This is a genomic window from Amycolatopsis sp. NPDC049159, assembly GCF_040648295.1.
Classification (GTDB): Bacteria; Actinomycetota; Actinomycetes; order Mycobacteriales; family Pseudonocardiaceae; genus Amycolatopsis; species Amycolatopsis pretoriensis_A.
In genome coordinates, this window is record NZ_JBEZDL010000007.1 from 23,943 (window position 1) to 48,238 (window position 24,296).

General features: G+C 72.5%; 33 protein-coding genes and 1 pseudogene. 16 read left to right on the plus strand and 18 right to left on the minus strand.

Translation table 11 applies throughout. From position 1 onward, the window contains the following. The first annotated feature begins 274 nt into the window (after positions 1–274). The 3 genes from AB0B33_RS14725 to AB0B33_RS14735 all read left to right on the plus strand — a co-directional run bounded on the left by AB0B33_RS14725 (position 275) and on the right by AB0B33_RS14735 (position 1,910). Positions 275–1,072 (plus strand): GAF and ANTAR domain-containing protein, encoded by a 798-nt coding sequence (locus AB0B33_RS14725; RefSeq protein WP_360771220.1) that lies wholly within the window; start codon positions 275–277, stop codon positions 1,070–1,072. Between the two features lie 152 nt (positions 1,073–1,224). Next, on the plus strand, positions 1,225–1,410 hold the full coding sequence (locus AB0B33_RS14730; protein ID WP_360771223.1) for a hypothetical protein: 186 nt from the start codon (positions 1,225–1,227) through the stop codon (positions 1,408–1,410). Positions 1,411–1,466: 56 nt separating this feature from the next. After that, a complete protein-coding gene (locus AB0B33_RS14735) occupies positions 1,467–1,910 on the plus strand; it encodes an RDD family protein (RefSeq protein WP_360771225.1) in 444 nt (147 codons plus the stop codon). Here AB0B33_RS14735 and AB0B33_RS14740 read toward each other — a convergent pair. The 3 genes and pseudogenes from AB0B33_RS14740 to AB0B33_RS14750 form a co-directional block, all read right to left on the minus strand. Beyond that, positions 1,824–2,397, minus strand: a pseudogene (locus AB0B33_RS14740) (response regulator transcription factor). The gene AB0B33_RS14735 and the pseudogene AB0B33_RS14740 overlap by 87 nt on opposite strands. Positions 2,398–2,450: 53 nt before the next feature. Further along, positions 2,451–2,696, minus strand: a complete 246-nt coding sequence (locus AB0B33_RS14745) for a hypothetical protein (protein ID WP_360771228.1) — start codon at positions 2,694–2,696, stop codon at positions 2,451–2,453. A 28-nt stretch (positions 2,697–2,724) separates the two neighbouring features. Then, positions 2,725–3,261 (minus strand): site-specific integrase, encoded by a 537-nt coding sequence (locus tag AB0B33_RS14750; RefSeq protein ID WP_360771231.1) that lies wholly within the window; start codon positions 3,259–3,261, stop codon positions 2,725–2,727. Positions 3,262–3,411: 150 nt separating this feature from the next. Here AB0B33_RS14750 and AB0B33_RS14755 point away from each other — a divergent pair, with 150 nt between their 5' ends. Next, positions 3,412–3,570, plus strand: a complete 159-nt coding sequence (locus tag AB0B33_RS14755) for a hypothetical protein (RefSeq protein WP_360771234.1) — start codon at positions 3,412–3,414, stop codon at positions 3,568–3,570. 314 nt (positions 3,571–3,884) lie between these two features. Here the strand turns inward: AB0B33_RS14755 and AB0B33_RS14760 are convergent, their stop codons facing one another. After that, positions 3,885–4,121 carry a hypothetical protein gene (locus tag AB0B33_RS14760; RefSeq protein WP_360771237.1) on the minus strand — a complete coding sequence of 79 codons (237 nt, stop codon included), beginning with the start codon at positions 4,119–4,121 and terminating at the stop codon, positions 3,885–3,887. 258 nt (positions 4,122–4,379) lie between these two features. Further along, positions 4,380–5,972 carry a GAF domain-containing sensor histidine kinase gene (locus AB0B33_RS14765; protein WP_360771240.1) on the minus strand — a complete coding sequence of 531 codons (1,593 nt, stop codon included), beginning with the start codon at positions 5,970–5,972 and terminating at the stop codon, positions 4,380–4,382. Between the two features lie 145 nt (positions 5,973–6,117). Between AB0B33_RS14765 and AB0B33_RS14770 the strand changes: the two genes are divergently transcribed. Further along, positions 6,118–7,020, plus strand: a complete 903-nt coding sequence (locus tag AB0B33_RS14770) for a hypothetical protein (RefSeq protein ID WP_360771243.1) — start codon at positions 6,118–6,120, stop codon at positions 7,018–7,020. Here AB0B33_RS14770 and AB0B33_RS14775 read toward each other — a convergent pair. Next, positions 6,980–7,660, minus strand: a complete 681-nt coding sequence (locus AB0B33_RS14775; RefSeq protein ID WP_360771246.1) for a response regulator transcription factor — start codon at positions 7,658–7,660, stop codon at positions 6,980–6,982. The genes AB0B33_RS14770 and AB0B33_RS14775 overlap by 41 nt on opposite strands. 92 nt (positions 7,661–7,752) lie before the next feature. Between AB0B33_RS14775 and AB0B33_RS14780 the strand changes: the two genes are divergently transcribed. The 3 genes from AB0B33_RS14780 to AB0B33_RS14790 all read left to right on the plus strand — a co-directional run bounded on the left by AB0B33_RS14780 (position 7,753) and on the right by AB0B33_RS14790 (position 9,900). Beyond that, positions 7,753–8,427, plus strand: a complete 675-nt coding sequence (locus tag AB0B33_RS14780) for a BON domain-containing protein (RefSeq protein WP_360771249.1) — start codon at positions 7,753–7,755, stop codon at positions 8,425–8,427. A gap of 36 nt (positions 8,428–8,463) precedes the next feature. Then, a complete protein-coding gene (locus tag AB0B33_RS14785) occupies positions 8,464–9,312 on the plus strand; it encodes a slipin family protein (RefSeq protein ID WP_360771252.1) in 849 nt (282 codons plus the stop codon). Positions 9,313–9,402: 90 nt separating this feature from the next. After that, complete coding sequence (locus AB0B33_RS14790; protein ID WP_360771255.1) at positions 9,403–9,900, plus strand: GNAT family N-acetyltransferase; 498 nt, start codon at positions 9,403–9,405, stop codon at positions 9,898–9,900. A gap of 7 nt (positions 9,901–9,907) precedes the next feature. On the opposite strand, the gene AB0B33_RS14795 is transcribed toward AB0B33_RS14790, so the two are convergent. Then, positions 9,908–10,084, minus strand: coding sequence for a hypothetical protein (locus AB0B33_RS14795; protein WP_360771258.1), 177 nt, complete (start codon positions 10,082–10,084; stop codon positions 9,908–9,910). 17 nt (positions 10,085–10,101) lie between these two features. Here AB0B33_RS14795 and AB0B33_RS14800 point away from each other — a divergent pair, with 17 nt between their 5' ends. Beyond that, positions 10,102–10,734: a hypothetical protein gene (locus AB0B33_RS14800; RefSeq protein WP_360771261.1), complete on the plus strand. Its 633-nt coding sequence runs from the start codon at positions 10,102–10,104 to the stop codon at positions 10,732–10,734. A gap of 21 nt (positions 10,735–10,755) precedes the next feature. Here AB0B33_RS14800 and AB0B33_RS14805 read toward each other — a convergent pair whose 3' ends face one another. The 7 genes from AB0B33_RS14805 to AB0B33_RS14835 all read right to left on the minus strand — a co-directional run bounded on the left by AB0B33_RS14805 (position 10,756) and on the right by AB0B33_RS14835 (position 15,833). After that, the gene (locus tag AB0B33_RS14805) at positions 10,756–11,412 is read right to left on the minus strand and encodes a phosphoribosyltransferase family protein (protein WP_360771264.1); all 657 of its coding nucleotides are present in this window, start codon (positions 11,410–11,412) and stop codon (positions 10,756–10,758) included. A gap of 107 nt (positions 11,413–11,519) precedes the next feature. Next, the gene (locus tag AB0B33_RS14810; protein WP_360771266.1) at positions 11,520–12,290 is read right to left on the minus strand and encodes a GAF and ANTAR domain-containing protein; all 771 of its coding nucleotides are present in this window, start codon (positions 12,288–12,290) and stop codon (positions 11,520–11,522) included. 20 nt (positions 12,291–12,310) lie between these two features. Next, on the minus strand, positions 12,311–13,057 hold the full coding sequence (locus AB0B33_RS14815) for a GAF domain-containing protein (protein ID WP_360771269.1): 747 nt from the start codon (positions 13,055–13,057) through the stop codon (positions 12,311–12,313). 138 nt (positions 13,058–13,195) lie between these two features. Beyond that, positions 13,196–13,759, minus strand: a complete 564-nt coding sequence (locus AB0B33_RS14820; protein ID WP_360771272.1) for a sigma-70 family RNA polymerase sigma factor — start codon at positions 13,757–13,759, stop codon at positions 13,196–13,198. Between the two features lie 19 nt (positions 13,760–13,778). Further along, positions 13,779–14,396 (minus strand): hypothetical protein, encoded by a 618-nt coding sequence (locus tag AB0B33_RS14825; RefSeq protein WP_360772022.1) that lies wholly within the window; start codon positions 14,394–14,396, stop codon positions 13,779–13,781. Between the two features lie 112 nt (positions 14,397–14,508). Then, on the minus strand, positions 14,509–14,943 hold the full coding sequence (locus tag AB0B33_RS14830; protein WP_360771275.1) for a DUF5994 family protein: 435 nt from the start codon (positions 14,941–14,943) through the stop codon (positions 14,509–14,511). Continuing rightward, positions 14,940–15,833: an acyl-CoA desaturase gene (locus AB0B33_RS14835; RefSeq protein ID WP_360771278.1), complete on the minus strand. Its 894-nt coding sequence runs from the start codon at positions 15,831–15,833 to the stop codon at positions 14,940–14,942. The genes AB0B33_RS14830 and AB0B33_RS14835 overlap by 4 nt, the downstream gene beginning before the upstream one ends. Before the next feature lie 686 nt (positions 15,834–16,519). On the opposite strand from AB0B33_RS14835, the gene AB0B33_RS14840 reads away from it, so the two are divergent. Then, positions 16,520–17,653, plus strand: coding sequence for an AI-2E family transporter (locus AB0B33_RS14840; protein WP_360771281.1), 1,134 nt, complete (start codon positions 16,520–16,522; stop codon positions 17,651–17,653). Between the two features lie 37 nt (positions 17,654–17,690). After that, entirely contained in the window at positions 17,691–18,020 is a 330-nt protein-coding gene (locus tag AB0B33_RS14845) for a hypothetical protein (RefSeq protein WP_360771284.1), read from the plus strand. Between the two features lie 51 nt (positions 18,021–18,071). Here AB0B33_RS14845 and AB0B33_RS14850 read toward each other — a convergent pair whose 3' ends face one another. The 3 genes from AB0B33_RS14850 to AB0B33_RS14860 all read right to left on the minus strand — a co-directional run bounded on the left by AB0B33_RS14850 (position 18,072) and on the right by AB0B33_RS14860 (position 20,009). Then, positions 18,072–18,518, minus strand: coding sequence for an STAS domain-containing protein (locus tag AB0B33_RS14850; protein ID WP_360771287.1), 447 nt, complete (start codon positions 18,516–18,518; stop codon positions 18,072–18,074). After that, positions 18,515–18,871, minus strand: a complete 357-nt coding sequence (locus AB0B33_RS14855) for an HPF/RaiA family ribosome-associated protein (protein WP_360771289.1) — start codon at positions 18,869–18,871, stop codon at positions 18,515–18,517. Before AB0B33_RS14855 ends, AB0B33_RS14850 begins: the two co-directional genes overlap by 4 nt. A 169-nt stretch (positions 18,872–19,040) precedes the next feature. Then, a complete protein-coding gene (locus tag AB0B33_RS14860; protein WP_360771292.1) occupies positions 19,041–20,009 on the minus strand; it encodes a hypothetical protein in 969 nt (322 codons plus the stop codon). A 373-nt stretch (positions 20,010–20,382) separates the two neighbouring features. Here AB0B33_RS14860 and AB0B33_RS14865 point away from each other — a divergent pair, with 373 nt between their 5' ends. The 5 genes from AB0B33_RS14865 (at position 20,383) to AB0B33_RS14885 (ending at position 23,863) form a co-directional block, all read left to right on the plus strand. Next, the gene (locus tag AB0B33_RS14865) at positions 20,383–21,558 is read left to right on the plus strand and encodes a YbdK family carboxylate-amine ligase (protein WP_360771295.1); all 1,176 of its coding nucleotides are present in this window, start codon (positions 20,383–20,385) and stop codon (positions 21,556–21,558) included. A 219-nt stretch (positions 21,559–21,777) separates the two neighbouring features. After that, positions 21,778–22,074 (plus strand): hypothetical protein, encoded by a 297-nt coding sequence (locus tag AB0B33_RS14870; protein WP_360771298.1) that lies wholly within the window; start codon positions 21,778–21,780, stop codon positions 22,072–22,074. Positions 22,075–22,228: 154 nt separating this feature from the next. Beyond that, on the plus strand, positions 22,229–22,768 hold the full coding sequence (locus AB0B33_RS14875; RefSeq protein WP_360771301.1) for a DUF5994 family protein: 540 nt from the start codon (positions 22,229–22,231) through the stop codon (positions 22,766–22,768). Between the two features lie 32 nt (positions 22,769–22,800). Beyond that, a complete protein-coding gene (locus tag AB0B33_RS14880; protein ID WP_360771303.1) occupies positions 22,801–23,334 on the plus strand; it encodes a DUF1003 domain-containing protein in 534 nt (177 codons plus the stop codon). Between the two features lie 346 nt (positions 23,335–23,680). Next, on the plus strand, positions 23,681–23,863 hold the full coding sequence (locus AB0B33_RS14885; RefSeq protein WP_360771306.1) for a hypothetical protein: 183 nt from the start codon (positions 23,681–23,683) through the stop codon (positions 23,861–23,863). A 143-nt stretch (positions 23,864–24,006) separates the two neighbouring features. Here the strand turns inward: AB0B33_RS14885 and AB0B33_RS14890 are convergent, their stop codons facing one another. Next, the gene (locus AB0B33_RS14890; RefSeq protein WP_247022039.1) at positions 24,007–24,174 is read right to left on the minus strand and encodes a hypothetical protein; all 168 of its coding nucleotides are present in this window, start codon (positions 24,172–24,174) and stop codon (positions 24,007–24,009) included. Positions 24,175–24,296 lie beyond the last annotated feature (122 nt).

Consider the following 24,296-nt stretch of genomic DNA (forward strand, 5'->3'; position numbering starts at 1 on the left):
GTCGAAGGTCAACGGCGAGCAGGTCGGCGCGTGGCTTGCCCAACCCCGCCGAAGCCGCATCGAACTGCCGACGTTCGGCGACCCCGTTGGCCCTGGTTTTAGAGCCAACGGGGTCTAGGTCTGCTCGAACTCGTACGAGACCACCAGACCTGAGACAGCCTACCCCGCCTGCGCGGATCAAAACCCACTCTTGAAGCAGAGACGCCGGAGGCTAAGTTGGTCGTTGCGATGGTTGAGCAAGCAGCCGTCCTCCGCGGACATCAGGGAGAACGGCATGACCCGTGAGCAGGATTGGCAACTCGACCGAAAAGCGTTCACATCAGGCGCCGACCAGACCGAGCCCGGTCCGGGACCGCTGGCCGAACAGTTCGCGCAGCTGACCGCCACGCTGCTCGCCGCGCCCTCGGTCGAAGACGTGCTTCAGCGCATACTCGATGCCACCACCGTGATGGTCCCGGCCGCCGACCTGGCCAGTTTCACCCTTCTCGACGACGACGGCGGCTTCCACACCCCGGCCGAGACCGAAGACACCGCCACAGATCTCGATGTGCTGCAGTACCGCTTCCGCGAGGGACCATGCGTCGAAGCAGCCCTCCCGAGCGGTCCCGCAATGGCTGTTTCCCCCGATCTGGCCGACGAGCGACGCTGGCCGCAGTGGGCGCCTGCGGCGCTGAGCCTCGGTGTCCGGTCGGTCCTGGCCACCGCGCTGATCCCCGGTCCCCCGGCCGGCCGGTCCATCGGAGCGCTCAACGTCTTCTCGCGGTCCGCAGGCGGGCTGAATGAGGCCGACCGGGACGTCCTGCTCCTGCTGGCCACGCACGCATCGCTCGCCCTGGCCACCACCGACGCTGTGACGAGAGCCGAGCTGCAGGCCGCCAACCTTCGCAAGGCGATCGAAAGCCGAGACGTGATCGGCCAGGCCAAGGGCATCATCATGGCCCGACGCGGCGTCTCAGCCGACGAAGCCTTCGACGTGCTCCGGCGCACCTCCCAAGACCTCAACGTCAAGCTGGCCGAAGTGGCCTCGACCTTGGCAACGCGTCACACCGAGGTCGACCTGCCGACCCCCTGACGCGCAGAGCATCGCACCCAGCATAAAGAGACCCTCGCCGCCTGAAGGTGGCCTGATTCACTGGATCTGGTCGCGACGATGTTCCCCGACAATCCTTCCGTGCAACCGGAGCGAGCGCCGTGACGGCCACGTTGGCCGCCCGGGATCGCGGCATGCTGATCATCGTCGAGCAGGCGGCGCAATGCCTGACCGCCAGCGAGGTGCTGGAGGTCGACGACGTCGGCGGTGCGTCCGGCCGGCTCCTCGGCCTCAGCCTCGGTACCGAAGATCCGGCGGCCCGGTCCAGGTCACCGCGCACGTCGCCGACGGCGCTGCAACGCAGCGCGGGTAAGAGATAGCCTGCTGATGTCTCTTTAGAACATTCGAATTGTGCGGAACGGGAGAATGTAGACGAGTGGAGCCGCCCCGAAGCCGGCGGGACCGCGCACGAGATGCCGGGCGCTCAGCGCGCGACGGGCCGCCGGGACCGAGATCATGGGCTCCACGACCGGTTCCCGGCCGGGGCTGGGCGTCGTCGGGCGCTGCCTCGCGCAGTTCCTGCTGGACGAGGCGCTCGACTTCGCTGCGCCTGCGGGTCGTCACCGTCGACGGCGGGCACCCGTCGCTGGGCGCCTTCGCCGCGCGCGAGCTGCTGATGCTGGTCGACGGGTTCGCCTGGGGGCTGGCCGGGATCGTGGTGATGCTGGTGAGCAAGCGGCGGCAGCGGATCGGCGACATTGGGGCGCGCACGCTCGTCGTGCGCGCCCCGCGCTCAGCGGACCAGCCCGCTTTCCCGGGCCCAGATGGCGCTGACCGCGCCGATGTGGGTCTTGACCGTGGGCATCGACACCACGAGTGAGCGGCAGATCTCCTCGTTGGCCTGACCGCGCGCCACGGCTTGCACGACATCGGATTCCCGGGGCGTGAGCGGGTTTTCCGGGGTGCCGGCCCGTCCGGGACCGCGGCGCGCGAAGTGCTCCAGCAGCCGCGCGGTGATCGCGGGGGGACCATCGCCTCGCCGTTCGCGACCGCGTGCACGGCTTCGACGAGCAGGGTCGGCCCCGCGTGCTTGAGCAGGAACCCGCAGGCGCCGGCCCGCAGCGCCGCGTGCACGTTCTCGTCCAGCCCGAACGTCGTGACCATCACGGCGTGCAGCGGCTCCGGGACGCCCGGGCCGGCCAGTAGCTCCTTAGCCCGTCCACGCCGGGCATCCGAATGTCCATCAGGGTCACGTCCGGGCGCAGCTCCCGGACCAGCCGCACGGCCTGTTCGCAGTCGGCGGCCTCGCCGACGACTTCGATGTCCGGCTCGCCCTCGAGGACGAGCCGGAAGCCCGCGCGGACCATCGCCTGGTCGTCGGCGATCAGCACTCGCGTCGGCACGCCGGTCTCCCCTCGCCTCAGCCCGGTTCGAGCGGCAGCGGCGCGGTGACGCGCCGGCGCCGGCCCGCTGCCGGTCCCGCCTCGACCGTTCCGCCCACCGCCGCCGCCCGCTCCGCCATCCCGAGCAGCCCATGGCCACCCCGGCGGGCGGGTCGCCCGGCACCGTCGTTGACGCCCTCGACGCGCAGCGCACCGGGCGGCTCGTGGCGGACGAGGACCCGCACCTCGGTGGCCTCGGGCGCGTGGCGGCGGACGCGTGACACGACAGAGACGCGAACACCCCGCAGGCTGTCAGGCGGGTGCGAGCGGATGTGGTTCGCCAGTCAGGGCGGACAGGGCGTTGGCCACGTCGGTGATGTCGGCTTTGACGTAGGTGGTGGTCAGGTCGCTGCCGCTGTCGGCGTGCCCGGCGTAGGCGAGTGCGACGCCGATGCCGAAGCGACGCTCGACCCAGGTCAGGGTGGTGTGGCGGAGCCAGTGGGCGGTGACGTCCATGGCTTTGGCCCAGTCGAGTTCGTCCTGGACGCGGTTGAAGATGTAGTCGTAGCGGCGTTCGGTGATCGGCTTGCCGTCGGCGTAGCGCAGCAGCTGTCCATTGCGGTCGCCGTCGCCCCGTTCCTCGGCGTGCGCGAGGAGGTGGCGGATCAGTGTGGGCGAGACGGGTTGTGAGCGTTCGGTTTCGCCGTTCTCCCGCAGCAAGAGCAGGCACTGCTGCGCATCGACGTCGCGGGGACGTAGGGCCAATGCGCCGCCGCTGCGGCAGGCGGTCTCGACATGCAGACGGCAGATGAGCGCGTCGAGTTCCGGGTCGTTGCCGGTGCTGGCCACGACGTCGGAGAGCTCGACGAGTCGGTCGTTGGCCAGGCCGCGGCGGTGGAGGGGTTGCGGCGCGGTTTGGCGACGCGGAGGGCCGGGTTGTGGCGGTCATCGATGCGCTGATCGTTGACCAGGTGCTTGGAGAGGCAGCGGACGGCGGCGATGAAGTTCTCGGCCGCGTTGCGGCCGCCGCGGGAGTTGCGCCGGACCAGGGCGGTGCGGCGGACGATCTCGGCCTGGATCTTGATCTCGCTGGCGGTGATGGTGTCCATCCGGCGGCCGTTCCAGGCGGCTTCGGCTTTCTTCCAGCAGGAGCCGTAGGAGGCGGCGGTGCTGGGCGAGACGAGCGCGGCGACGACGGGGATCCATTCGTTGATCGTCGGGACCGGCTTGCGGTCGCTGTCGTCGGCCGATTCCTTGAGGAGGTCGGCGGGGTCCGTGGTGGTGTCGGTCATTGGTCCGCTTCCCCAGCGGCAAGGTGGTGTGGAAGTCGCGCAGCATCGCGTGCACCACGTGCTCGGGGTGCACTACAAGAACGTCCTGGGCGAGGTCGGCTACGAGCAGGACTCGGCTGCCGGCCCGCACGCCGCAGCCGTGGCGGACCGGGGCGGGCAGCACGACATACGGTTTGGTCGTCATCCGGAAGACCCGTCGCCGCGGCGGCAGATCACCGCGGACGAGCGGATCAGGGTGATCAGCAGCCGGTCCCCCGGTTTCCAGTCCAGGGCGGTGACGATGCCGCGGTCCTGGATCCGGCCGGAGGCGTCCAGCAGCGCGGTGGAGAACCGTCGCTGTCCGTCGGCGGCCAGGTCCGGCAGCGCGGGCATCGGCAGCGTGCGGGGCGGGAGCGTGAGCGGCTGGATGCCGGTCATGACGCACCTCCCCGACAGCGGTCGCGCGGGGTGGGCACAGCCAAGATCAGCCTATCCGAGACGGGCTGGGGCTGAACGCCAGAAAGACCCGCCGTGGCGGGCCTGTTACTCTGCGGCGCGGGAGATATCTCGTATTTTTGTGTCCGAGGACCGAGTTGATCCATAACCCCACCCTGAAGATCACGACCGAGCTGCAGCTCGTGTGACCACCCCGTGGGCGGACCACCCGGTCGGTGACGTCCGCAGGGTCGCCCGGCGTCAGGGAACGGGGACCGTCCACACCAGACGGGTGCCACCTCCGGCCGGGCGGTCGAGCCGCAACGATCCACCCGCCTCCGCGGCGCGCTGCTCGAGGTTGCGGAGTCCGCTGCGGGCCACCGCTTCCGGCATCCCGATCCCCGTGTCCGATACCTCGACGACCAGGGCGTCGTCCAGGGACACGGTGACCGCCAGTTCGGCCGCCCTCGCGTGCCGCAGGACGTTGGTGACCGCTTCGCGGACGACGGCCTCCGCGTGCTCGGCCAGACCGGCGGGCACCCGGTCGAACGCACCCGACAGCCGCACCGTCGTGCGGATCGCGGAGTCGGCGGTCGTGTCGGCGATCGCGTTCTGCAGGCGGGCCCGCAGGCCCCGCCCGGCTCCCGGCTGCGCGTGCAGGGCGAAGATCGCGCTGCGGATCTCCTCGATGACGTCCTGGAGCTGGTCGATGTGCTGGGTGAGCCGGCTGGTGACCGCGGGCGAATCGGACCGGCGACGGGTGCCCTCGATCCCCAGGCCCACCGCGAACAACCGCTGGATGACGTGGTCGTGGAGGTCGCGGGCGATCCGGTCGCGGTCCACCACGACGTCCAGCTCCCGGCGGGCGGCGTGGCTTTCGGCGTCCCGCAGCGCCAGCGCGGCCTGGTCGGCGAAGGCGGACACCAGCTGCAGCTCGTGCTCGTCGAACCGCGCCGCGCCGCGGCCGCGGATCGCCAGGAGCACCGCCGCGCCGGACCGCGAGCCGGACCGCAACCGCACCACCAGCGCCGGCCCGAGGTCCACGCCGAGGCCGCCGGCCAGGTCGAACGCCAGGCTCGGCACGCTGCGCGGCACGTGGTCGCGCAGTACCGCACCCGAGGTCGACCCGTCGAGCGGGATCCGGCGACCGGTCAGCACGTCGGCGTCGGGGCCGGCGCACACCGTGACGACCAATGCCCCACCGGGCGACTCGGGCAGCGCGATGAGCGCGTCGTCGGCGCCGGTGAGCTCGGCGGCCCGGGTCGCGATCAGGTGCAGCACCGCACGGACGTCCGTGCCGCCCAGGAGCTCGGCGGAGATCTCCCCGATGGCTTCCAGCCACCGTTGCCTGCTCCGGCTCTCCTCGTAGAGCCGCGCGTTGTCGACCGCGATCCCGGCCGCCGCCGCCAGCGCCACGGTCGCCCGTTCGTCGTCGGCGGTGAACGGCTGCTCGCGGCTGAGGTACAACCGCCCGAGGACCTCGCCCCGCACCGGCAGCGGGACGCCGAGGAACGCGCGCATCGACGGGTGGGCCGGCGGGAACCCACCGGTTCCGAGGCGGGCCAGGCGTACCGGGGCCCGGCCGGTCACCAGCTCGCCGAGCAGCCCGTGGCCGTCCGGTGGCGGGCCCAGCCGCTCCGCCGTGGCGTCGTCGACGCCGGTCGCGGCGAACGCGGTCGTGCGGCCGTCCTCGTCGAGCAGGGCCAGCGCGCCGTACCGGGCGCCGACCAGGCCGGCCGCGGCCGTGACGATCCGGTGCAGCGTCGTCTCGAGCTCCAGACCGGCGGAAAAGGCGAGGACGGCCGTCGGCAGCGCGTCCATCCGGTCCCGGCCCGACGTCGGTTCCTCGGGCATGCCACCACTGTGACACAGCGGTCCCGATCCGGGTCGCAACCGACGACCTTCGCCCGGAGGCGGAGGCCGTTCGGCACTGGGCGGAGCCCGCGGCCCGGGCGGACGGTGAAAGCGCATCCAGTAGTCCAGGAGTTCGGAGCCGTCCATGAAGACCGGTGTCATGCCCGTCGGGCACCTCAGCGCAAGCCAGGTGCACGCCGCCCTCCTCGCGGCCACGGCTCCTCCGCCGCTGCGATCCGCCCGGCCGTGGCGGTTCCAGTGCACCCCGGATTCCGTCGAGCTGTACGCGGATCCGCTCACCACCGGCACCGACAGCGAGCAACGGGAACGGATGCTGGACTGCGGCGCGGCCCTGCTCAACCTCCGGCTGGCGATCAAAGCGCAGGGCAGCCACGCCGACGTCCGGCTGTTCCCCACGGCGGGGCGACCCGACCTGCTCGCCGTCGTGCAGCCGCACGGGTACGAGACGATCGCCCCGCACGACGAGGAACTCGTGGCGGCCATCGCCGGCCGGCAGAGCAACCGGCGTCCCTTCACCGCTGCCGTCGTCCCCGACGCGGTGCAGCGGCAGCTCCGGCGCGCGGCCGAAGTGGAACGCGCGTGGCTGGCCACCATCACCGCCGACCAGGTGCCACAGCTGCGCGACATCATGCGCCACGCCGAAGTCCCGCCGACACCCCCGGGTCCCGGTGGCGGGAGTGACCTCGACGTCGAACCCGACCGGCTGGTCGTGGTCATCGGCTCGCTGCACGACACCGCCCTGGGCCGGCTCCAGGCCGGCCAGGCCATGCAGCGGGTGCTGCTGACGGCTGCCGCCGCCGGGATTTCGGCGGCACTCTCCTCACAGGCGATGGCCGAGCCGGCGAGCCGGCGTGAACTGCGACAGCTGCTCGGCGGCGGGCTCTGGCCCCAGATCATGCTGCGCCTCGGCCACGGCACCGCGGTGCCGTCGTCGGCGCGGACACCGCTCGAGGACGTCGTGATCAGCGACGAGCACCCGTTCGCCACTAACCGCCGGGACGGCGCTCCGCGTCGTGGATCCCGGTGACCAGCACCGCCGCCTGGGACCGCCGCTCCAACCCGAGCTTCGCCAGCAAGCGGGACACGTAGTTCTTGACGGTCTTCTCCGCGAGGAACATCCGCTCGGCGATCTGCCGGTTCGTCAGGCTTTCCCCGAGCAGGTCCAGCAGGACGAGCTCCTGCTCGCTCAGCCCCGCCAGCGGACCCGGTTTCCCGGCCTTCGCCCGCAGCTCGGCCATGAGTGCGGCGACCGCCCGGGCGTCCAGCAGGGTTTCGCCGGACCCCACCCGGCGGATGGCGTCGACCAGCTGCAAACCCTTCACATCCTTGATGACGTACCCCTCGGCGCCGGCCAGGACCGCTTCGACCATCGAATCCTCGTCGGTGAAAGAGGTCAGCATCAGGCACCGCAGGCCGGGCAGTGCCACGCGCAGGTCACGGCACAGCTCCACGCCGTTCCCGTCGGGCAGCCGCACGTCGAGCACCGCCACGTCCGGGCGGAGCGCGGGGACCCTGGCCATGGCCTCCGCGGCGGACGAAGCCTGTCCGACGACGGTCAGGTCGGGTTCGTCGTCGACGAGTTCGGCGACCCCGCGCCGCACGAGTTCGTGGTCGTCGACCAGGAAGACCGTGATGACGGGCAGGTCGTGCTGCGTGCTGTCCTCCACTCCCCCAGGCTACGCCCGCCCGCGCCGAACGACCCCGGAAGAAGGGTCCGGCGGCACTAGGCCGCCTGGGGGCGGCGGACCACGGTGGAGGGATGACAGAGATCCAGCACAGGCCCGATCATCACCTCAAGACCGCTGTCACCGATGAACTCGCCTGGACCCCCAGCGTCAACGCCGAAGGGATCGGCGTGACCGTCTCGGACGGGGTCGCGACGCTGTCCGGACACGTGGGCTCCTACCCCGAGAAGGAAGAGGCGCTGCGCGCCGCGGCGCGGGTCCAGGGCGTGACCACGACCGCGGACAAGATCCTCGTCCGGCACGGTCACGACGTTCCGGTGGACGCGGATCTCGCCCGGGAGGCCATGGCCGTTTTCGACCGCCACACGATCGTCGTGCCGAAGGACTCGGTGCAGGTCGACGTGCGCGACCGGGTGGTCACCCTGCGCGGCTCGGTGGACTGGCACTACCAGCGCGAAGCCGCCCGCCGGGCGGTCGCCGTGCTCCCCGGCATCAGCGGGGTGCGCAACCTGATCACGCTGCGGCCTTCGCCGGGTGTCTCGGCAGCCGAGACCAAGGCGCAGATCGTCGCGGCGCTCGCCCGGCACGCGCCGGGGTTCGCGCAGCACGTCGAGGTCGGCATCGACGACGGCCAGGTCACCCTGACCGGCCAGGTCCTCACCCCGGCCGAACGCCGTTCGGCCGAGCAGACCGCGTGGTTCGCCCCCGGCGTGACCGCGGTCGACAACCAGGTGAAGCTCTCCGGCTGAGCCTCCTCCCGCGCTAGCCGCGAAGTCTGGAGCACCATGAACGTTCTCGTGATCGTCCTCATCGCCGCCGCGCTGCTGCTTCTCCTCGCTACCGCGGTGCGGATCGTCAAGCAGTACGAACAGGGTGTCCTGTTCCGGCTCGGCCGGGTGATCGGCGTGCGCGAGCCGGGGTTGCGGCTGATCATCCCGGTCGTCGACGTCCTGCGCCGGGTGCCGTTGCGGATCATCACGATGCCGATCCAGTCCCAGGGCATCATCACCCGGGACAACGTGAGGGTCGACGTGTCCGCGGTGGCGTACTTCCGGGTGCGGGACGCGGTGAAGTCGGTCGTCGCGATCGAGAACGTCTACGCCGCGATCGACCAGATCGCCCAGACCACGTTGCGGAAGGTCGTCGGGCAGCACACGCTGGACGAGACGCTGTCCGAGACCGACAGCATCAACGTCGACATCCGCCGGATCCTGGACGTCACCACGCTCGACTGGGGTGTGGAAGTGACTTTGGTGGAACTGAAGGACATCCAGCTGCCGGACACGATGAAGCGGGCGATGGCCCGGCAGGCCGAAGCGGAACGCGAAAAGCGCGCCAAGATCATCAGCGCCGAAGGCGAATCCCTGGCCGCCGCCGCACTCGGCGACGCGTCGGACACGATGATGGCGCACCCGCTCGCGCTGCAGCTGCGCAACCTGCAGAGCCTGGTGGAGATCGGCGTGGACAAGAACACCACCGTCGTCTTCCCCGCCCCGCTGATGAGCACCATCGGCGAGCTGGGCTCCTTCCTGGCCCGCGAGAGCGCCGCCGCGACCCGGCCGGAACCGGTCACCACGGCCCCGATCGTGCCGCCGAAAGCGGCCGTGAACGGAACCCGGGCCGAAGACCGCTGACCCGCGGCCCACGGACTCCGCGGTGTTCTGTCCGAAAAGGACAGAGCACCGCGGACTCGGGCGGGCCGCCGGAACCGTGAGGAGCACGCCATGTCCACCGCCACCCCACCGGTACGAGCCCTGCTCCCGGACGGCGAAGTCGCCTGGGTGCGCACGCTGGAAGCTCGCGACGCCGCCGCGGTCCTCGCGCTGCGGGCCCGGGTCTCCGGGCGGGATCGGCACCTGCGGTTCTTCGGTCTCGGCGTGGCCGGCCTGGCCGAGCTTTCGACGCAGCTGTCCCGCGGCTCCGGCGTCGGGCACACCGCGGTGGGGTGTTTCCTGCACTCCCGGCTGGTGGGCATCGCCCGCTACGACATCCTCGCCGACCCGACCGAAGCGCAGGTCGCGCTGGCGGTCGACGGCCACGGCCCGACGCTCGGCGTGGCGGCCTTGCTGCTCGAACAGCTCGTCGTCTCGGCGGAACACGAAGGGGTGCGGATGTTCGTCGCCGACGTGGACGAGGGGAACGCGAAGATGCTCGGCGTTTTCGCGGCCCTGGGTATCCCGTTCCGACCCGGCCTGCCGTCCGGGAACGGCTCTCCGGAGTGACGTCCGGTCAGCCGCCGGGCTGGTCGTCGGCCGCCGGTGGCGAAGCAGCCAGGCGGGCGTGCAGCCGTTCGCGGATCTCGTCCGGGGTGTAGGCCCGCCGCCGGCGTTCTTCGCGGGCGATCACCACCCCGGTCGCGGCGACCCCGACGAGCCCGGCCAGTCCCACTGTCTTCCACCAGCGCATCGGCCTAGGCTACTGCCGTGCCGGGGAACCAGCTGGATCTCGACGAAGCCGTCGCCGTGACGCGCACGGGTGACCTGTGGTTGTTCCGAGGCCGGTCCGCGGCCGACCGCACGATCCGCGTCGTGACGAACAGCCCGGTCAACCACGTCGGCATGGCCGTGGTGATCGAGGACCTGCCACCGCTGATGTGGCACGCGGAGCTGGGGCGGGCCCTGCCGGACGTCTGGTCCGGGACCCACCAGCGGGGCGCCCAGCTGCACGACCTGCGCCAGGCGGTGCTCGTGTGGGCGGAGAAGTACCACCAGCAGGTCTGGCTGCGTCAGCTCGACCACCCGGTCACCGGAGAGGCGGAGGACGCCGTCCTGCGGACGATCGCGCGGCTGGACGGCACGCCGTTCCCGTCGACCGCGCGCCTCGCGTCGCGCTGGCTCGGCGGCCGGCTGCCCCGGCGCAGGCGGGAGGCCCGGGAGGCCGGCCTCGAAAGCGCTTACTGCGCCGAGATCGTCGCTCTCACCTACGAAGCCATGGGCCTGCTGACCCACGACCGCAGGCCGAACTGGTACGACGCCGGCCGGTTCTGGAGCGGCGACGACCTCGAGCTGGCGGGCGCGGCGCTGGGCGACGAAATCACCGTGCGCCTCCCCAACTGACTCGTCAGTCCACTGTGGACGTCACCGGCGAACTTCGGTCGGCAGGCGGGGTTCGCGGTGCAGCAGGTCGAGCGCCTCGGTGTCGGCGACCGCGGGGAACTTCCGGTAGCTGTTGCCGACCGCGTGCAGCCAGGGCAGCGTGCGCAGGCAGACGAACTGGTCCACCTCCCGGGCGAGCCGGTCGACCACGTCGGCCTGGGCGACCGGGACCGCCAGCACGATCCGGCGGACCTGGCGGGCCCGCAGGACGCCGATCGCCGTGTGCGCGGTCGTGCCGGTGGCGGCGCCGTCGTCGGCGAGGACGACGGTGCGGCCGGCGATCGCCGCCGGCACCACCGTGCCCCGGTAACCGGTGACCTGCCGGGCCAGCGCGGCTCGCGCTTCGTCGGCGAGCCGGGTGAGCTCGCCCGCCTCGATGTCGAACCGGCGGATGGCGTCGTGGTCCCAGACGGCCAAGCCGCCCTCCCCGACGGCACCGAGCGTCGTCGGCGGCGGCCCCGCGGCCTCGATCCGGCCGGTGAGGAGGATGTCCAGCGGCGCGCCGAGGACGTCGGCGATCTCGCCGGCCACCACCAGGCCGCCCTCGGACAGGCCGAGGACCACAGCCCGGTCGCCGCGCAGCGGTCGCAACCGCAGGGCCAGCCGCTCGCCGGCTTCCCGGCGATCACGGAACCGCATGGGCACTCCCGGGAGTCGAAGGCCGTTCGGCCGCCTCCAGCATCACGGCACCGCGTCCGCGGCGCGAGGGCCGTTGGTCACCGCCAGGTGGACCGTTCGGCACCCTTTCACCGGTGCCGCAACGGACCCCGGTCAGCGGGAGTGGTCGTCTCCGCGGGGGCCAGCACGACCGCGGGAGCGAGATCGCGGTCGGCCAGCGCGCGGGCGACGTCGCTGAGCCGGAGGTTGTTCCGCCGGGCGAAGCCGCGCAGGGCCCGGAAGGCCGCGTCCATGCTCAGCTGCCCGCTGACGGCGAGCACACCCTTGGCCTGCTCGATGATCACCCGGCTGTTCAACGCGGTCTGCAGCTGCTCGGAGAGGATCTCCCCTTGGCGGAAGGCTCGTTCGTGGAGGATGCCGATGGTCGCGGTGTCGGCCAGCCCCTGCGCCAGTGCCACGTCGTCCGCCGACAGGTCCCCCGAGTTCGGCCCGAAGAGGTTCAGCGCTCCGATCGTCTGTTTGCGCAGTCGCAACGGCAGCGCGTGCACCGACGCGAACCCGTCCTTGGCCGCCTCGATGGCGAACCGCGGCCACCGCGCGGCCTGCGCGGCGATGTCGGCCACCAGCACCGGCGTGCTGGTCGTGAAGCACTCGATGCACGGCCCTTCGTCGATGTCGAGCTGGAACAGCTCGAGCAACCGCGCCTGCTCGGTGGAGGACGCGAGCAGTTGCAAGCCGCCCCGCTCGTCGACCAGGGTCAACCCGGCCGCGGCGACGTCGAGCAGTTCCACGCACTGCTGCACCAGCGTGTGCAGCAGGTCCGCGACGTCGTAGTCGTCGACCAGCGTGTCCGCCAGCGCGACGAACGCCCGGGTCACCTGTCGTTCACGGTCGGCCATGCCCACCATCTCCTGGTTCGTCAGCTGCCTTCATGGTGTACCTCACCGAACTCCTCGTCCAACCGCAGCCGCCCGGCCACGATGTCGGCCGCGATCTCGAGCAGGGAACGTCCGTGCCCGAACGCGTACGCCCGCAACCGGGCCAACGCGGCAGACGCGGGCAGGTCCAGGTGCGCGATCAGCATCCCGGTGGCCTGGTGCACCTCCCGGTACCGCATCCCCGCGCCCTCCATCCACCGCCCGTCCCCGTCGAGCCACAGACCACCTCCGGCGCGCAGTCCCGAGAGGGCGAGCGCGGCGATGTCGGCCACCTGCAGCGCCGTCGACAGCTCGTCGGGGCTCAGCGAGCCCGGCGTCGAACGGTAGGTGTCGAGGGTCGCCACCCGGACCGCGCCGATCTGCACGGGGAACGTGAACAGCGCGGCCACCGGCTGCGTCGCCGCCTCGGCCGCGAACACCGGCCACCTGGGGGGCGGCCCGGCGGCCAGGTCCGGCACCAGCACGGGCCCGCCGAAGACATACGCCTCGAAGCACGGCCCCTCTCCGAGGGAAAACTGCAGCTCCGCCAACGCCGTGCTCACCGGGTCACTGGCGTAGACGACCTCGCGGTGCCCGGCGTCGACCATCATCGAGACCGCCGCACCGTCCACCGGCAGCAGGCGCACACACGCCCGGCACACCCGCCCGACGACGTCGACGCCGCTGCCGGCCCCTCCCTCGCCCAGGGCGGCCAGCACACTCGCGCGCAAGACTTCGACCTCAGCCACCGCGTTTCCACATCCAGTTCCGCCCATGTCGGTGCACGTGATCGCCACACCAACTCGGACACAGCCAGGTCCGGATCAGCACCGCTGTCGCGGCCGCGGGCACCCACCCTACCCGCAACCGCGGGCCGGGCCGGGCCATCACGGCACCGGCGCGGCGGCCAGGTGCCGGCGCAGCGCGGTCAGCGCCCGATGCTGGCTCACCCGCACCGCGCCCGGGCTGGCGACCCCGAGCACCGCGGCCGTGTCTTGGGCGGACAGGCCGACCATGACCCGCAGGACCACGACGTCGCGCTGCTGCGGTGCCAGCAGGGCGAGCAGGTGGTGCAGCCGCTGCCGCCACTCGAGGTCTTCGACGTGGCGGAGCGGTTCCTGGTGCCCGGTGGGTTCCGGAGCGAACTCCGGAACCGGGACGCTGACATCGGCACCGCGGCGCCGGTACGTGTCGACGACCTTGTGCGCGGCGACGCCGTACACGAAACCGACGAACTTGCCGGCACCGTGCCGGTAGCCCGGCAGCGCGCCCAGCACGCCGATCAGGACCTCCTGCGCGCAGTCGTCCGCATCGCTGTCGCGGTGCCACCGGTCCCCCAGCCGCGCCCGGCAGTACTGCAGCACGCCCGGGTGCAGCAGACCCAGCAACGCGCCCGTCGCGGCGCGGTCGCCCGACACCGCTGACGCCAGGAGTGCGCCGTCGACCCACATGATGTCCTTCCCTCCTCGGTCAGCTTCGCGTGGTCAGGTACGGGCCGGGATCGCTGCCCGCCTTGGCACCGCTGTCGAGCCAGCGGAGGAATCCGCGGCGGTCCCGTCGTTCGATCTCGTCGAGGACGTCCTGCCGGCGCTGGACGACGAGCCGGCGCGCCGGCTCGTCGGTGGCGAGGAGCAGGAGGAAGTAACTGCGCCGCCACGCCACGCACAGGTCCTCGGTGGCCAGGTCGGCCACCGGGACGGGCGGCACGGGGCGCGCGACCGGGCCGTCGTGGAGCCCCGGCGCGGTGGGCGGCGTGACGCGGTGGCGATAGCCGGCCCCCAGCCCCCCGGAGACCAGGAGGACCAGGAAGGTCGCCGTCAGGGCGCCGCCCACGGTCGCGAGCAAGCCGACGAGGACCAGGCACACCGTGACGAACGCCGCCGCCGTGGCCACGCCCACCGGTAGATCGGGTCCCCGCGCCGCATCCCGCCCACGCCGGAGCCGGGAAGCGCCGAAAGCGACGAGGATCCCCGTGCCGGCGCCCAGCAGGATCCAGCCGAACAGGACGTCGCCCGGCAAGGTGAGGGCACCGATCGCGGCCAGGGCACTGACGGGACCGATCAGAACGGCTACCGCCAAACGTCCCACCATCGTGCGCCTCACCGTCCGGGTCGGGCGCCGGCCGGGTAAGCCGTGCCGGGGAAACCAGGATCGCCGAGGTCCGGGGCGTGGTACCCAGTCTAGCCCCGGCGCCCGTTCGCTACCCGTCCGCCCGCGCCGGCAGCCCGGTCCGCGCGGCGAGGAGGTCGTCGGGGCTCGCCGTGTTGTCCGGGTCCGCGGCGGTTTTCAGGGCGGCGGTGGCGGTGTCGTGCGGAGTGCCGGGTGCCACGACGAGCAGGAGCAGGCGCCGCTGTTGCGTGCCGATGAGGGCCAGGGTGTCCGCCGGCATCGCGTGGAACCCTTCCAGCCGCACGAGGTGGCCGTCCACCACGAGTTTGCGGTGGGTGATCTCCCAGCCGTCGCCCAGCGGGTAGCTGATCCGCTCGACCTGGCCGACCTGGTCGTGCACCGCCGCGAGCACGCCGGCGAACTCGGCGCCGGCGTCGCGGGAGCGCGGCCACCACGCTCCGTCGACGTACCCGCCGCCGGCCGCCGGTTTCAGCTGCAGGCGCACCTCGTCGCGAACGGCGGTCATGACCGGCTCCCGTCGCCGGGCTGCTGCCGTGCCGGTGTCCCGGTGAGCAGTCCGCGTTCCGGCTTGCCGAACCCGCGGGGGGCCGCGGTGTAGCCGGGGTTGAGCTTGCGTGCCAGGTGTTCGGGCCGGGGCCAGCGAACGTCGGTGGCCCAGCCGAGCTTCTCGAACAGCCAGATCAGCCGCGCGGACATGTCCAGCTGGCCACGGCGGACGCCGTGGCGGGCGCCGGTGGGGTCGGCGTGGTGGGAGTTGTGCCAGGACTCGCCCATCGAGGCGATGGCCAGCGGCCAGAAGTTCGCGGACTTGTCGCGGGCGGCATAGGGCCGTTCGCCGATCAGGTGGCACAGCGAGTTCACCGACCAGGTGACGTGGTGCAGCACCGCCACCCGCACCAGCCCGGCCCAGAAGAACGCGGTCAGCGCACCCCACCAGGACAGCGTCACCAGGCCGCCGATCAGTGCCGGGCTGAGCAGGGTGAGCACGGTGAGCGCCGGAACCAGCGGTCGACCCGGACGATGTCGCGGTCGGCGAGCAGGTCGGGGGCGAACCGTTGCGCGTTGGTCTTCTCCCGGTCGAACAACCAGCCCATGTGGGCGTGCCAGAAACCCTTCGCGAGCGCGGCGGCGGACGTGCCGTAGCGCCACGGCGAGTGCGGGTCGCCGGCGCGGTCGGCGTAGGCGTGGTGACGGCGGTGGTCGGCGACCCAGCCGATCACCGGCCCCTGCATCGCCATGCTGCCCGTGACGGCGAGCGCGATCCGCAGGCCGCGGCCGGCCTTGAACGCGCCGTGGGTGAAGTAGCGGTGGAACCCGATCGTCACCCCGAGCCCGGTCAGGAAGTAGAACCCGACCGTCAGGGCGACGTCGGTCCAGCCGAGGCCCCAGCCCCACGCGAACGGCACCGCCGCGGCCAGCGCGAGCAACGGCACCACCGCGAACAGCTTGACGAGAAAGGTTTCGGTGCGGGACTTTTCGCCCGCGAGCATCGGCTCGGCGGCCCGGGGCGGCCGGGTCGGCGGGCGGTCCAGGGTGTGGGTCATTTCCCTCGCTCTTTCCGTGACATCTGCCTTCGCCAGGGTCCGGAGCGACTGAACATCGGGTAGCCCGCCGACGGCGGAGCAAACCCGGGGAGGTGAAGACTTGCAAGAGGTCCGCGAAGGTGCTGCGCGGACGAGAGCAACCACTTTCTACAACGCACGAGCCCCCGGAAAGATTCCCGTGGACCCTTCGGGCACCGACCGGCTACCGCGCCTGGCGTGGCGGGCACGCAGCACGCCGAACCCGAACCTCGGCGAGTACGTGCGCGCCGTCGCGGTCGGCGTCCCGGACGAAAGCACGACCGCGAACGGCGGGAGGCTGACCGCGGGGGCGCGTTCCCGCGTGGCGGTCCGTTCAGGAGGGTTCCGGTCGGGGAAACGAAAGCGCGCCGGAAGCCCGCCGGCGGTAGGATCGGGCTGCGGCTTCCCGAGCGTCCGGACCCTGCTCTCGCGGCGACCGGCAGTATCGCCGGTCCCGGCCGTCCCACCCCAGGAGCAGGATCTTCATGATCGCAACGCACCCCATCGCGCGCTGATCCGATGCCGGACCCCGACTCTTCCCCGGTACCGTACGGGCTCCGCGTCGCGGCCGCCGTCGCCTGGCGCGCGCTGGTCGTCGCGGCCGCTCTGACGGTTGTGGGTTTCCTGGCCGTCAAGCTGGCCTCGGTGCTGGTCCCGGTCGCCGTTGCCCTGCTGCTGGCGGGGCTGTTCGCCCCGGCCGTTTCCTGGCTGGCGGGCAAGAAGGTCCCCCGCGGACTGGCGGCCGCGATCGTGCTGGTCGGGGGAATCGCGCTGGCCGGCGGCGTGGTGACGTTCGTGGTCATCAGCGTCACCGTCGGCATGCCCGGGCTGATCGACCAGATCACCGCGAGCCTGACCGACCTGCACACCTGGTTGCGCACCGGGCCGCTGCACCTGAGCCAGGGCCAGCTCGACGAGATGCTCGGCAACCTGACCGCCATGCTCGGCCGGAACAAGTCGGCGATCGCCTCGGGCGCGCTCACCACGGCGGTGACCGTGGGGGAACTGCTCGCCGAGTCCCTGCTCGTCGTCTTCTGCCTGATCTTCTTCCTCGCCCAGGGCCGCGTGATCTGGGTGTTCGTGCTGCGGGCCGTGCCGGTCCGCCTGCGCGACCGCGTGGACGTGGCCGGGCGCAGCGGGTTCACCACCCTGGCGCACTACATCCGTGGCACGGCGGCCGTCGCGTTCGTCGACGCCGCCGGTATCGGCCTCGGCCTGGTGATCATCGGGGTCCCGTTGGCGGCTCCGTTGAGCGCGCTGGTCTTCCTCGGCGCGTTCGTCCCGGTCATCGGCTCGGTGATCGCGGGCGCGATCGCCGTCCTCGTGGCGCTGGTGACCAACGGCGTGTGGGCGGCCGTCATCGTGCTCGCCGTCGTCGTCGGTGTCATGCAACTCGAAAGCCACGTCCTGCAGCCTCTGCTGCTCGGGCGCGCGGTCCGGCTGCATCCCCTGGCCGTGGTCCTCGCCCTCGCGGTCGGACTGGTCGCTGCCGGCATCGTGGGTGCCCTGTTCGCCGTGCCCCTGCTCGCCGTCTTCAGCTCGGGCGTGCGCAGCCTGACCGCGCGGCCGGAGAACCACCCGCCCGGGCGAACCGCGCCCGGGGCCACCCGTTCTGGTCTGGAAAATCGCGCCACGGACCCCGGCGAAGCATGACGGTGCACTCCGTGCGCCGCGAGCGAAGGCGGGCACGGTGGACGACGAGCAAACCGATGCGTACCCGGCGGGACGGACCGCGGGGAGCGCGAACCGGACCTGGCCCACGCGCCACGGCGGTGGTTACCCACCCGGGTGGCTCGTCCGCTACCGCCACCGCGCCGGTCGCGCGTCGCGCGCGACCCCGGCGTGGCGCGAAACCGTCGGGACCGTCGCGGGGCGCAGCCTGCGCGACGAGCACACCAGCACCACCTGGGTGCCCATCCGCCGGCAGGGGTCCGCCTCGGACGCGCAGATCAGCCTGGTGCGGGCCACCGACATCCTCGACGCCCGGCCACCGGGTTCCGACGAGCGAACCGGCATCTGAGCCGCCGCGCTTTCACGCAGGCGCGGCCGAGCAGTGAAACGGGGTCCGCGGTCAGCCGGTTCCCGCCGCCGCCCATCGCGGCGCGGCGATGGCCGCGGCCCTGGAGGTGTGGACGGTCAAGCGTTCATCCGTGCGAGTGAGCTGCAGCGGCCGCCGGGTCGCGCGCGTCGTGGCGACCAGCCGCACGTCGGTGCCCGGGAAGACCCGGCGGTGGGCGTCGAGCAGCACCTCCAGCCCGGCGGCGTTCAGGAACCGCACGAGCGACAGGTCCACGACGATCCGCCGCGGCGCCCGGCTCAGGTTCGCGTCCAGGACGTCGTGGAGCATCGGCGCCGTGCAGAGGTCGACGTCCCCGGCCACGGCGACGACCAGCGTCTCGCCGAGCCGCTCCACGGTGATGGTCAGGTCCTGGTGCCGGCGACCGGCGACCGGCGCGCGCGGGAAGTCGATGACGACGGACGGCACGATCGACCCGCTCTGTCCACAGTGGGCGGTCATGACCCGGTCCACCCGCCCTGGTGCCGGATGGAGTCCCCGCCCTTGTGGTGGTCCGTCCGCCCGTACACACCTTCGAGCACGCTCTCGAGTTTGTGCACGGCACCCCGGCACGCCTCGGCGACCGAACCCGCGTGGTGGCTGACGGCCACGGTCCGGCGTCCGGTCGGCCGGGCTTCGAGCACGCAGCGGCGGTCCATTCCGTCGGCGGCAGCGGATTCCTCGCTGAAGTGGGCTTCCAGCCGCGTGATGTGGTCGCTGAACCGCGACAACTTGGCGGCCAGCTCTCCTTCGAAGTACCGGACCAGCTCTTCGCCGCCGGGCACGGTCCGGTCCGTGCTGATCTGGATCTGCATGCGTTGTCCTCTCGCCGGCCGGCCCGGGTCTGCACGACGCGGGCGTCCGGCCTCCGACCATCGTGTCCACCGCGGCGACGATCCGCCCAGAGTCACACGTCCCCCGCCCGAAGGCCGAAGGAACCTTTTCCCGCCGCCACCGCGCTGCCGTGACAGCCTCCGGCCGGGCTCAGCCGGCCGGGACGTCCCCGGGTTCCGCCCGGAACTCGGCGATCCGGGTCAGCAGTTCCCCGCCGGCCCGGCTGCCCGGGCGAGCCCGGAGCGCGGCCTCCAGCGGCCGCAAGCGCCCCTTTGCGCGCACCGACCGGATTTCGCGGGCGAGGCTGATGGCCTCCGTCCCCACGCGTGCGGCCGTCTCGGTGTCACGCCCGAGGGTGTGGGCGAGGGCGAGCATGATCTGGGTCAGCGAGCGGCTTCTGCTCATTTCCGGCCCGTAAGCGGCCACTGCGTCGTCGAGGAACGGGATCGCGAGCACCGCGTGGTGGCGATCCACGGTACGGCCGAGCTCGACCCGGACCGTTCCGGTCATGGCGGCGAGATCGTTCGCGTCGAAGAACCGCGTCCAGGGCGCCGCGGACGCGTCGCCGGGGAACGCGTCGATCGCCTGGCCCAGGTACCGCAAGGCGGCGGACTCGTCCGCCCGCATCGCCCAGGCCCACGCCTGGTTGATCGAAAGGATGGCCCGCGCCCGGGCCGACGCCCCCCGCGCTGCCGCGTTCTGCCCCCGGTCGAACTCGGCCAGCGCATCGTCGACCGAGCCGCGGTGCAGGTGCAGCCGACCGCGCCGGTAGCTGACGTTGGCGAGCAGATCGTCGTCCCCGGCCTCCACCGCGAGCTCCGCCGCCACGTCGAACGACCGGAGGGCGGGCTCGTCGCGGCCGGAGTCGAACTCCGTCCACGCCAGCAGGTTGTGCAGATCGGCCAGACCGCCGCAAAGCCGTCGCCGCAGTCGTGGCGAAACGGATCCCTCGCGCAGCAGAACCGTCCACGAGGCGAGCGCCGCGAGCGGGACGTGGCAGTACCCGCCGCCGTACCGGTAGTCCAAGGCGCGGAACGCGCGTGTCGTCGCCTCGAGCGCTTCGAGATCGCTCACCTCGACCCGGAACGGCAGCGGTTCGCCGCGCGCGGCGGTGATCATCGACGTTTCCCCGGCAATGCCCCGGGCGCGAACAACACGGAAAAACGGACCATCGCAGCGCCTCCGATTCCAAGTGTGACTGGATGCACCACCAGGGTCCGGAGCGTCACCCGAGTTTAACCGATCGTGAGCGCCGCGAACCCACCGGACGGGTAATGCCGAAAGATTCTTTTGAAAAGGGCGGGAAAATTCGCGTGCATCCGCTGGAATACAAATGGGAGATGCGCACGGCCTCCATCGCCGCGCGCGCTCCGGGTCAGTCCACCGCCGGTCCGGGGAAGGGCCGAAAGTTCCCCGATGGGTGACCTGAGGCCCTACGCAGGGCCGGGCGAGCCGGTGAGACTGGCGATCCGACGAGGGACGGAGCCCGGCCGTGCACGTGCGACTTTCCCTGCCGGAAAGGAACGATCTCACCCTCGGCGTGGAGGAGGAGTTCGTCCTCGCGGACCCGGCGACCGGTGGGGTGGCGCTCGCCGCGCCCCGGGTGCTGGAGCTGCTCGACGGCGAACCCGCCGTGATGCCGGAGTTCCTGCGCTTCCAGATCGAGACCGCCACCGGGATCCACACCCGCCTCGACGAGATCCGGGCGGAGCTGCTCGGGTTGCGCCGGCTCGTGGCCGATGCGGCCGGCCACGCCGGCTGCCTGGTGCTGGCGTCCGGGACACCCCCCTGCGGCGATCTGCCGGGCCTGCCCGGTGTCACCGCCGAACCCCGCTACCGCGCGCTGGCCGCCCGGTACCCCGCGCTCCTCCCGGAAGCCGGCACGTGCGCCTGCCACGTGCACGTCGGCATCCCGTCCCCGGCACTCGGCGTCCGGGTCCTGGCCGGCCTGCGCCCCTGGCTCGCCCCGCTCCTCGCCATCAGCGCCAATTCGCCGCTCGCCCACGACGCGGACTCCGGGTGGGCCAGCGGGCGGTACCCGCTGTGGTCGCGCTGGCCGACCGCCAACCCGCCGCTGGACTGGCCGGACGCGACCGCCTACACCGCGAGCGTCGACGGCGCGGTAGGCCGTGGTGAGGCGCTGGACGCGAACGGGGTCTACTACTACGCCCGGCTCTCACCGAAGTACCCGACGGTCGAGATCCGCATCGCGGACGTCGGCTTGACGGCCGAAGACGCGGTGCTGCTCGCCGGGCTGGCCCGCGCCCTGGTGGTCACGATCCTCGCGGAGGCCCGGGCCGGCCTCGCGCCCCGGCCGGTGCAGACCGCGCCGGTCGCCGCATCGCTCACCGCGGCGGCCCGCGGCGGCTACCCCGGCCAAGGCACCGACCCCGGCACCGGCCAGGTCGTCCCGAACCACGTGCTCGTCGCCCGGCTCCTGGAGTACGTCCGGCCGGCCTTGCAGGCCAACGGGGACTTCGCGACGATCGACCGGCAGCTCGCCGCGGTGCGGGCCGGGGAAACCGGCGCGGCACGCCAACGCGCGCTGTTCGCGGAGGCCGGTTCACCGGCCGCGCTCGTGGCGGAGCTGGCCTCCGCGACACTCTCCGGGAGAGGCGGCCACGGCCCGGTGCCGGAGCGACGACCGGTGGCCGTCCACGACGGCTGAGCCGGCTCCGCGACGTCCGCGGTCTGCGACGCCGCACGGCGGACCGTTCCGGCGCGCCGACCGGACCCGGAACCGTCGCCGCCATTCGAGGTCCCTCATCCGGGGGATTCATTTCTGGTGGATGGCCTAGGACGCCTAGGCTGTCCGGACCGCCCCAGACCTCGGCGTGCCCGCCGTTCCCGCACCGCGGGAACGCACCCACGACCGAGGAGAAGACGGATGACTGCCGGGAACCCGGATCGCAGCGCGCCGGTGGACGACGGCACTCCCCTCCCGCCTCGGCGCCAGATCGCGTTCAGTGTCGGGAACTGGCGCGTCACCTACGCCGACCCGGACCCACGCTCGCCGCGGACCGGCACCCTCGCCGGCCGGCCCGAGTTCGGCCCCGGCGGGACCCGTGTCCCCGTCGTCGCCGACGACGGCCCCGCGGCGCCGGTGCGCTGGGTCGACGACCGGGACATCATCGCCGTGAGCGCGCGGCCGGCCGGCGAACCACCGGTCCCCGGATGCCCCTGAAGAGATCGCGTCCCGCAGCGGAGCGAGCCGCGAAATGCGCGGCGACAGGTGTAGAATCCGCGGCACCGAGGGCATTTCGCGCGTCGGCGGCAGAGCCCGCGCCGTCCTCGGTTGCCCTCCACATCGATCACCGCGATCGGGACGGGACAGCGGCATGAAGCCGGAATCGCCCGCCAGAACCGGAACGCCCTCCGCGCGACCGCGTGGAGCCACCCCTCCCGCCCCCAGGCTGGGGTGGAAACCGCTGGGCGGGCCGGCTGGTCACGTCGACGGTGGCTGGTGGCCGCGGTCGCGTGATCTCGCGGCGGAACTGCCGGGGCTGGCCGCGGCGCTCACAGCGCGGATGGGCCACCTCACCAGGGTGGCGTACCCCGTGTCCGAATGGGACAGTGCGCCGCGGCGGGTGGAGATCGGCGGCCACGTCGTCCGGCTCGACGGTCTCCTCGACCGGGACGGCCACGTCCTGTCGATCACCGGCCCGGAACCGGACCAGCTCACGCTCCTCGTCGTTCCACCGGAGGCGGCGGCCCCCGCGGGCCACCGAGCGCTGACGACCGCGTCCCGTCGCGGCAACACCGACCGGCCCGCGGACATCCTGGCCGCGAGCGGGGCCCTCGTCGCTCCGCCGGCTCCCCGGCTCCACCCCGACACGACCGAGGACGGCTGGGAAACCGAAGGCGGGCAAGTCCCCTGACCTCACCCGCCGAACCACGGGACCCGAGAACGATGACCGAAGCCGAGACCGGCCCGGCCACCCCGAGGCACGACCGGAACGGGCCGATGAACGTCCGAAAAGGACACAAGCGTGAGTACCGCTCCCCCGCCAACCGGCATCGGTACGAGCACCGGACCGCGGGTGAACGGATCGCCGACCGGGTCACCGCGTCGTTCGGCTCCTGGCCGTTCATCGTCGGGCAGAGCGTGATCGTGCTGCTGTGGATCGGGCTCAACCTCGTGGCCTGGGCGGGCGGCTGGGACCCGTACCCGTTCATCCTGCTGAACCTCGTGTTCTCGACCCAAGCCGCCTACGCGGCCCCGTTGCTGCTGCTGTCGCAGAACCGGCAGGCCGAACGCGACCGGATCGAAGCCGAGCACGACTTCCGCGTCGACCAGCTCGCCCTGCAGTACCTCTTCGCCTGGCACCGGGACGCCCACGGCCCCGGCTGCGACTGCGTGCAGAAGCTCGGCCCCGCCGTCGACACCGTCCTCGCCCGGCTGGCCGACGACGTGATCGCACGCGAAGCGACGGCGACCCCCTAGAAGCCGCCGGAAACCGCGGTTCACGCGCGTGGCTCCCCGAACCCGGGAGTGGCGACGGCGGCCGCTCGCGAGCTGTGGCTGACCGGGGTTTCGTGCAAGCACCGGCGCAGGACCTGGTCGAGGGCGCCGGCAGCGGGCCACCCGGGCCCACCCGTTCGCCGACGCCCCGAGCGGGCCGGGCGGGTTATCCTCGGAGGTGTCCGCCCCGGACCTCGGCGGTGCCACCTCGAAGTGGCCGGACCGGGCGGAGGGCTGTGATGATCATTGCGACACCGGGCACACCGGTTCACCCGCGGGCGGATCCGGGCGCTCCCTTCGTGTCCCCACGCCGGTGAGGCAGCCGAAGGTGGCCCCGCGCAGGGAGCCGGACCCGTTCGCGCTCAGCTCCGAGCAACGCCGGCGTGGCGCCCGCGTGGTCGCGTCGTCGGCCGACGACGCCGGCGACTGCGCCACGCTGCTCGCGATCCTCGGGCTGAAACCCGCCGACGGCCTCACGGCGCCGGACGACGAGCCCCCCGTCCCGGGCTGAACCGACGTCGGTCAGCCGGCCCGGGGCAGCCGCGGATTTCCGGGCCGCCGTCGGCGCCGGGAACCGGCAGTGCGGTAAAACCGTGAGCGGACACAAGGTTCGCGGTGTCCGTCACCGGTGAGCGGGCCGGACCCGCGCGGCCGTCACGGTGTCCGCTCCCGGACGACGAGGTCATCGGCCACGGCGCGGATCCGGCCGATCATGCGGAGCGCCTGCGCATCCGTGAACAGCCCCTGCCGGGCGAGGTCGATGATGGCGGTCACCGCGCTGCGGTGCGGCTCGGCGATTCCCGCGAGATCAACGGATGCCATGGTGTGCTCCTCGGTCGGCTGATCGTCGCGCCGGGTCCGGGGCACTCACCACGCATGCTACGCGTCCGGTTGGCGACGTCGAGGAGTTCGAGGCCCTCGGACCCCGGAGGTGGAGCAGTTCG

What these genes read in the sequence shown, in the direction of transcription:
- AB0B33_RS14855 (WP_360771289.1), bottom strand. Translation starts at nt 18,871, where the DNA reads ATGCAGATCCAGATCAGCACGGACCGGACCGTGCCCGGCGGCGAAGAG.
- AB0B33_RS14765 (WP_360771240.1), bottom strand. Translation starts at nt 5,972, where the DNA reads ATGCCCGAGGAACCGACGTCGGGCCGGGACCGGATGGACGCGCTGCCG.
- AB0B33_RS14795 (WP_360771258.1), bottom strand. Translation starts at nt 10,084, where the DNA reads ATGCGCTGGTGGAAGACAGTGGGACTGGCCGGGCTCGTCGGGGTCGCC.
- AB0B33_RS14755 (WP_360771234.1), top strand. Translation starts at nt 3,412, where the DNA reads ATGAAGTTCTCGGCCGCGTTGCGGCCGCCGCGGGAGTTGCGCCGGACC.
- AB0B33_RS14780 (WP_360771249.1), top strand. Translation starts at nt 7,753, where the DNA reads ATGACAGAGATCCAGCACAGGCCCGATCATCACCTCAAGACCGCTGTC.
- AB0B33_RS14820 (WP_360771272.1), bottom strand. Translation starts at nt 13,759, where the DNA reads ATGTGGGTCGACGGCGCACTCCTGGCGTCAGCGGTGTCGGGCGACCGC.
- AB0B33_RS14810 (WP_360771266.1), bottom strand. Translation starts at nt 12,290, where the DNA reads ATGGCCGACCGTGAACGACAGGTGACCCGGGCGTTCGTCGCGCTGGCG.
- AB0B33_RS14880 (WP_360771303.1), top strand. Translation starts at nt 22,801, where the DNA reads ATGACCGAAGCCGAGACCGGCCCGGCCACCCCGAGGCACGACCGGAAC.
- AB0B33_RS14725 (WP_360771220.1), top strand. Translation starts at nt 275, where the DNA reads ATGACCCGTGAGCAGGATTGGCAACTCGACCGAAAAGCGTTCACATCA.
- AB0B33_RS14805 (WP_360771264.1), bottom strand. Translation starts at nt 11,412, where the DNA reads ATGCGGTTCCGTGATCGCCGGGAAGCCGGCGAGCGGCTGGCCCTGCGG.
- AB0B33_RS14870 (WP_360771298.1), top strand. Translation starts at nt 21,778, where the DNA reads ATGACTGCCGGGAACCCGGATCGCAGCGCGCCGGTGGACGACGGCACT.
- AB0B33_RS14875 (WP_360771301.1), top strand. Translation starts at nt 22,229, where the DNA reads ATGAAGCCGGAATCGCCCGCCAGAACCGGAACGCCCTCCGCGCGACCG.
- AB0B33_RS14790 (WP_360771255.1), top strand. Translation starts at nt 9,403, where the DNA reads ATGTCCACCGCCACCCCACCGGTACGAGCCCTGCTCCCGGACGGCGAA.
- AB0B33_RS14760 (WP_360771237.1), bottom strand. Translation starts at nt 4,121, where the DNA reads ATGACCGGCATCCAGCCGCTCACGCTCCCGCCCCGCACGCTGCCGATG.
- AB0B33_RS14730 (WP_360771223.1), top strand. Translation starts at nt 1,225, where the DNA reads ATGCTGATCATCGTCGAGCAGGCGGCGCAATGCCTGACCGCCAGCGAG.
- AB0B33_RS14830 (WP_360771275.1), bottom strand. Translation starts at nt 14,943, where the DNA reads ATGACCGCCGTTCGCGACGAGGTGCGCCTGCAGCTGAAACCGGCGGCC.
- AB0B33_RS14785 (WP_360771252.1), top strand. Translation starts at nt 8,464, where the DNA reads ATGAACGTTCTCGTGATCGTCCTCATCGCCGCCGCGCTGCTGCTTCTC.
- AB0B33_RS14890 (WP_247022039.1), bottom strand. Translation starts at nt 24,174, where the DNA reads ATGGCATCCGTTGATCTCGCGGGAATCGCCGAGCCGCACCGCAGCGCG.
- AB0B33_RS14860 (WP_360771292.1), bottom strand. Translation starts at nt 20,009, where the DNA reads ATGATCACCGCCGCGCGCGGCGAACCGCTGCCGTTCCGGGTCGAGGTG.
- AB0B33_RS14770 (WP_360771243.1), top strand. Translation starts at nt 6,118, where the DNA reads ATGAAGACCGGTGTCATGCCCGTCGGGCACCTCAGCGCAAGCCAGGTG.
- AB0B33_RS14850 (WP_360771287.1), bottom strand. Translation starts at nt 18,518, where the DNA reads ATGACCGCCCACTGTGGACAGAGCGGGTCGATCGTGCCGTCCGTCGTC.
- AB0B33_RS14840 (WP_360771281.1), top strand. Translation starts at nt 16,520, where the DNA reads ATGCCGGACCCCGACTCTTCCCCGGTACCGTACGGGCTCCGCGTCGCG.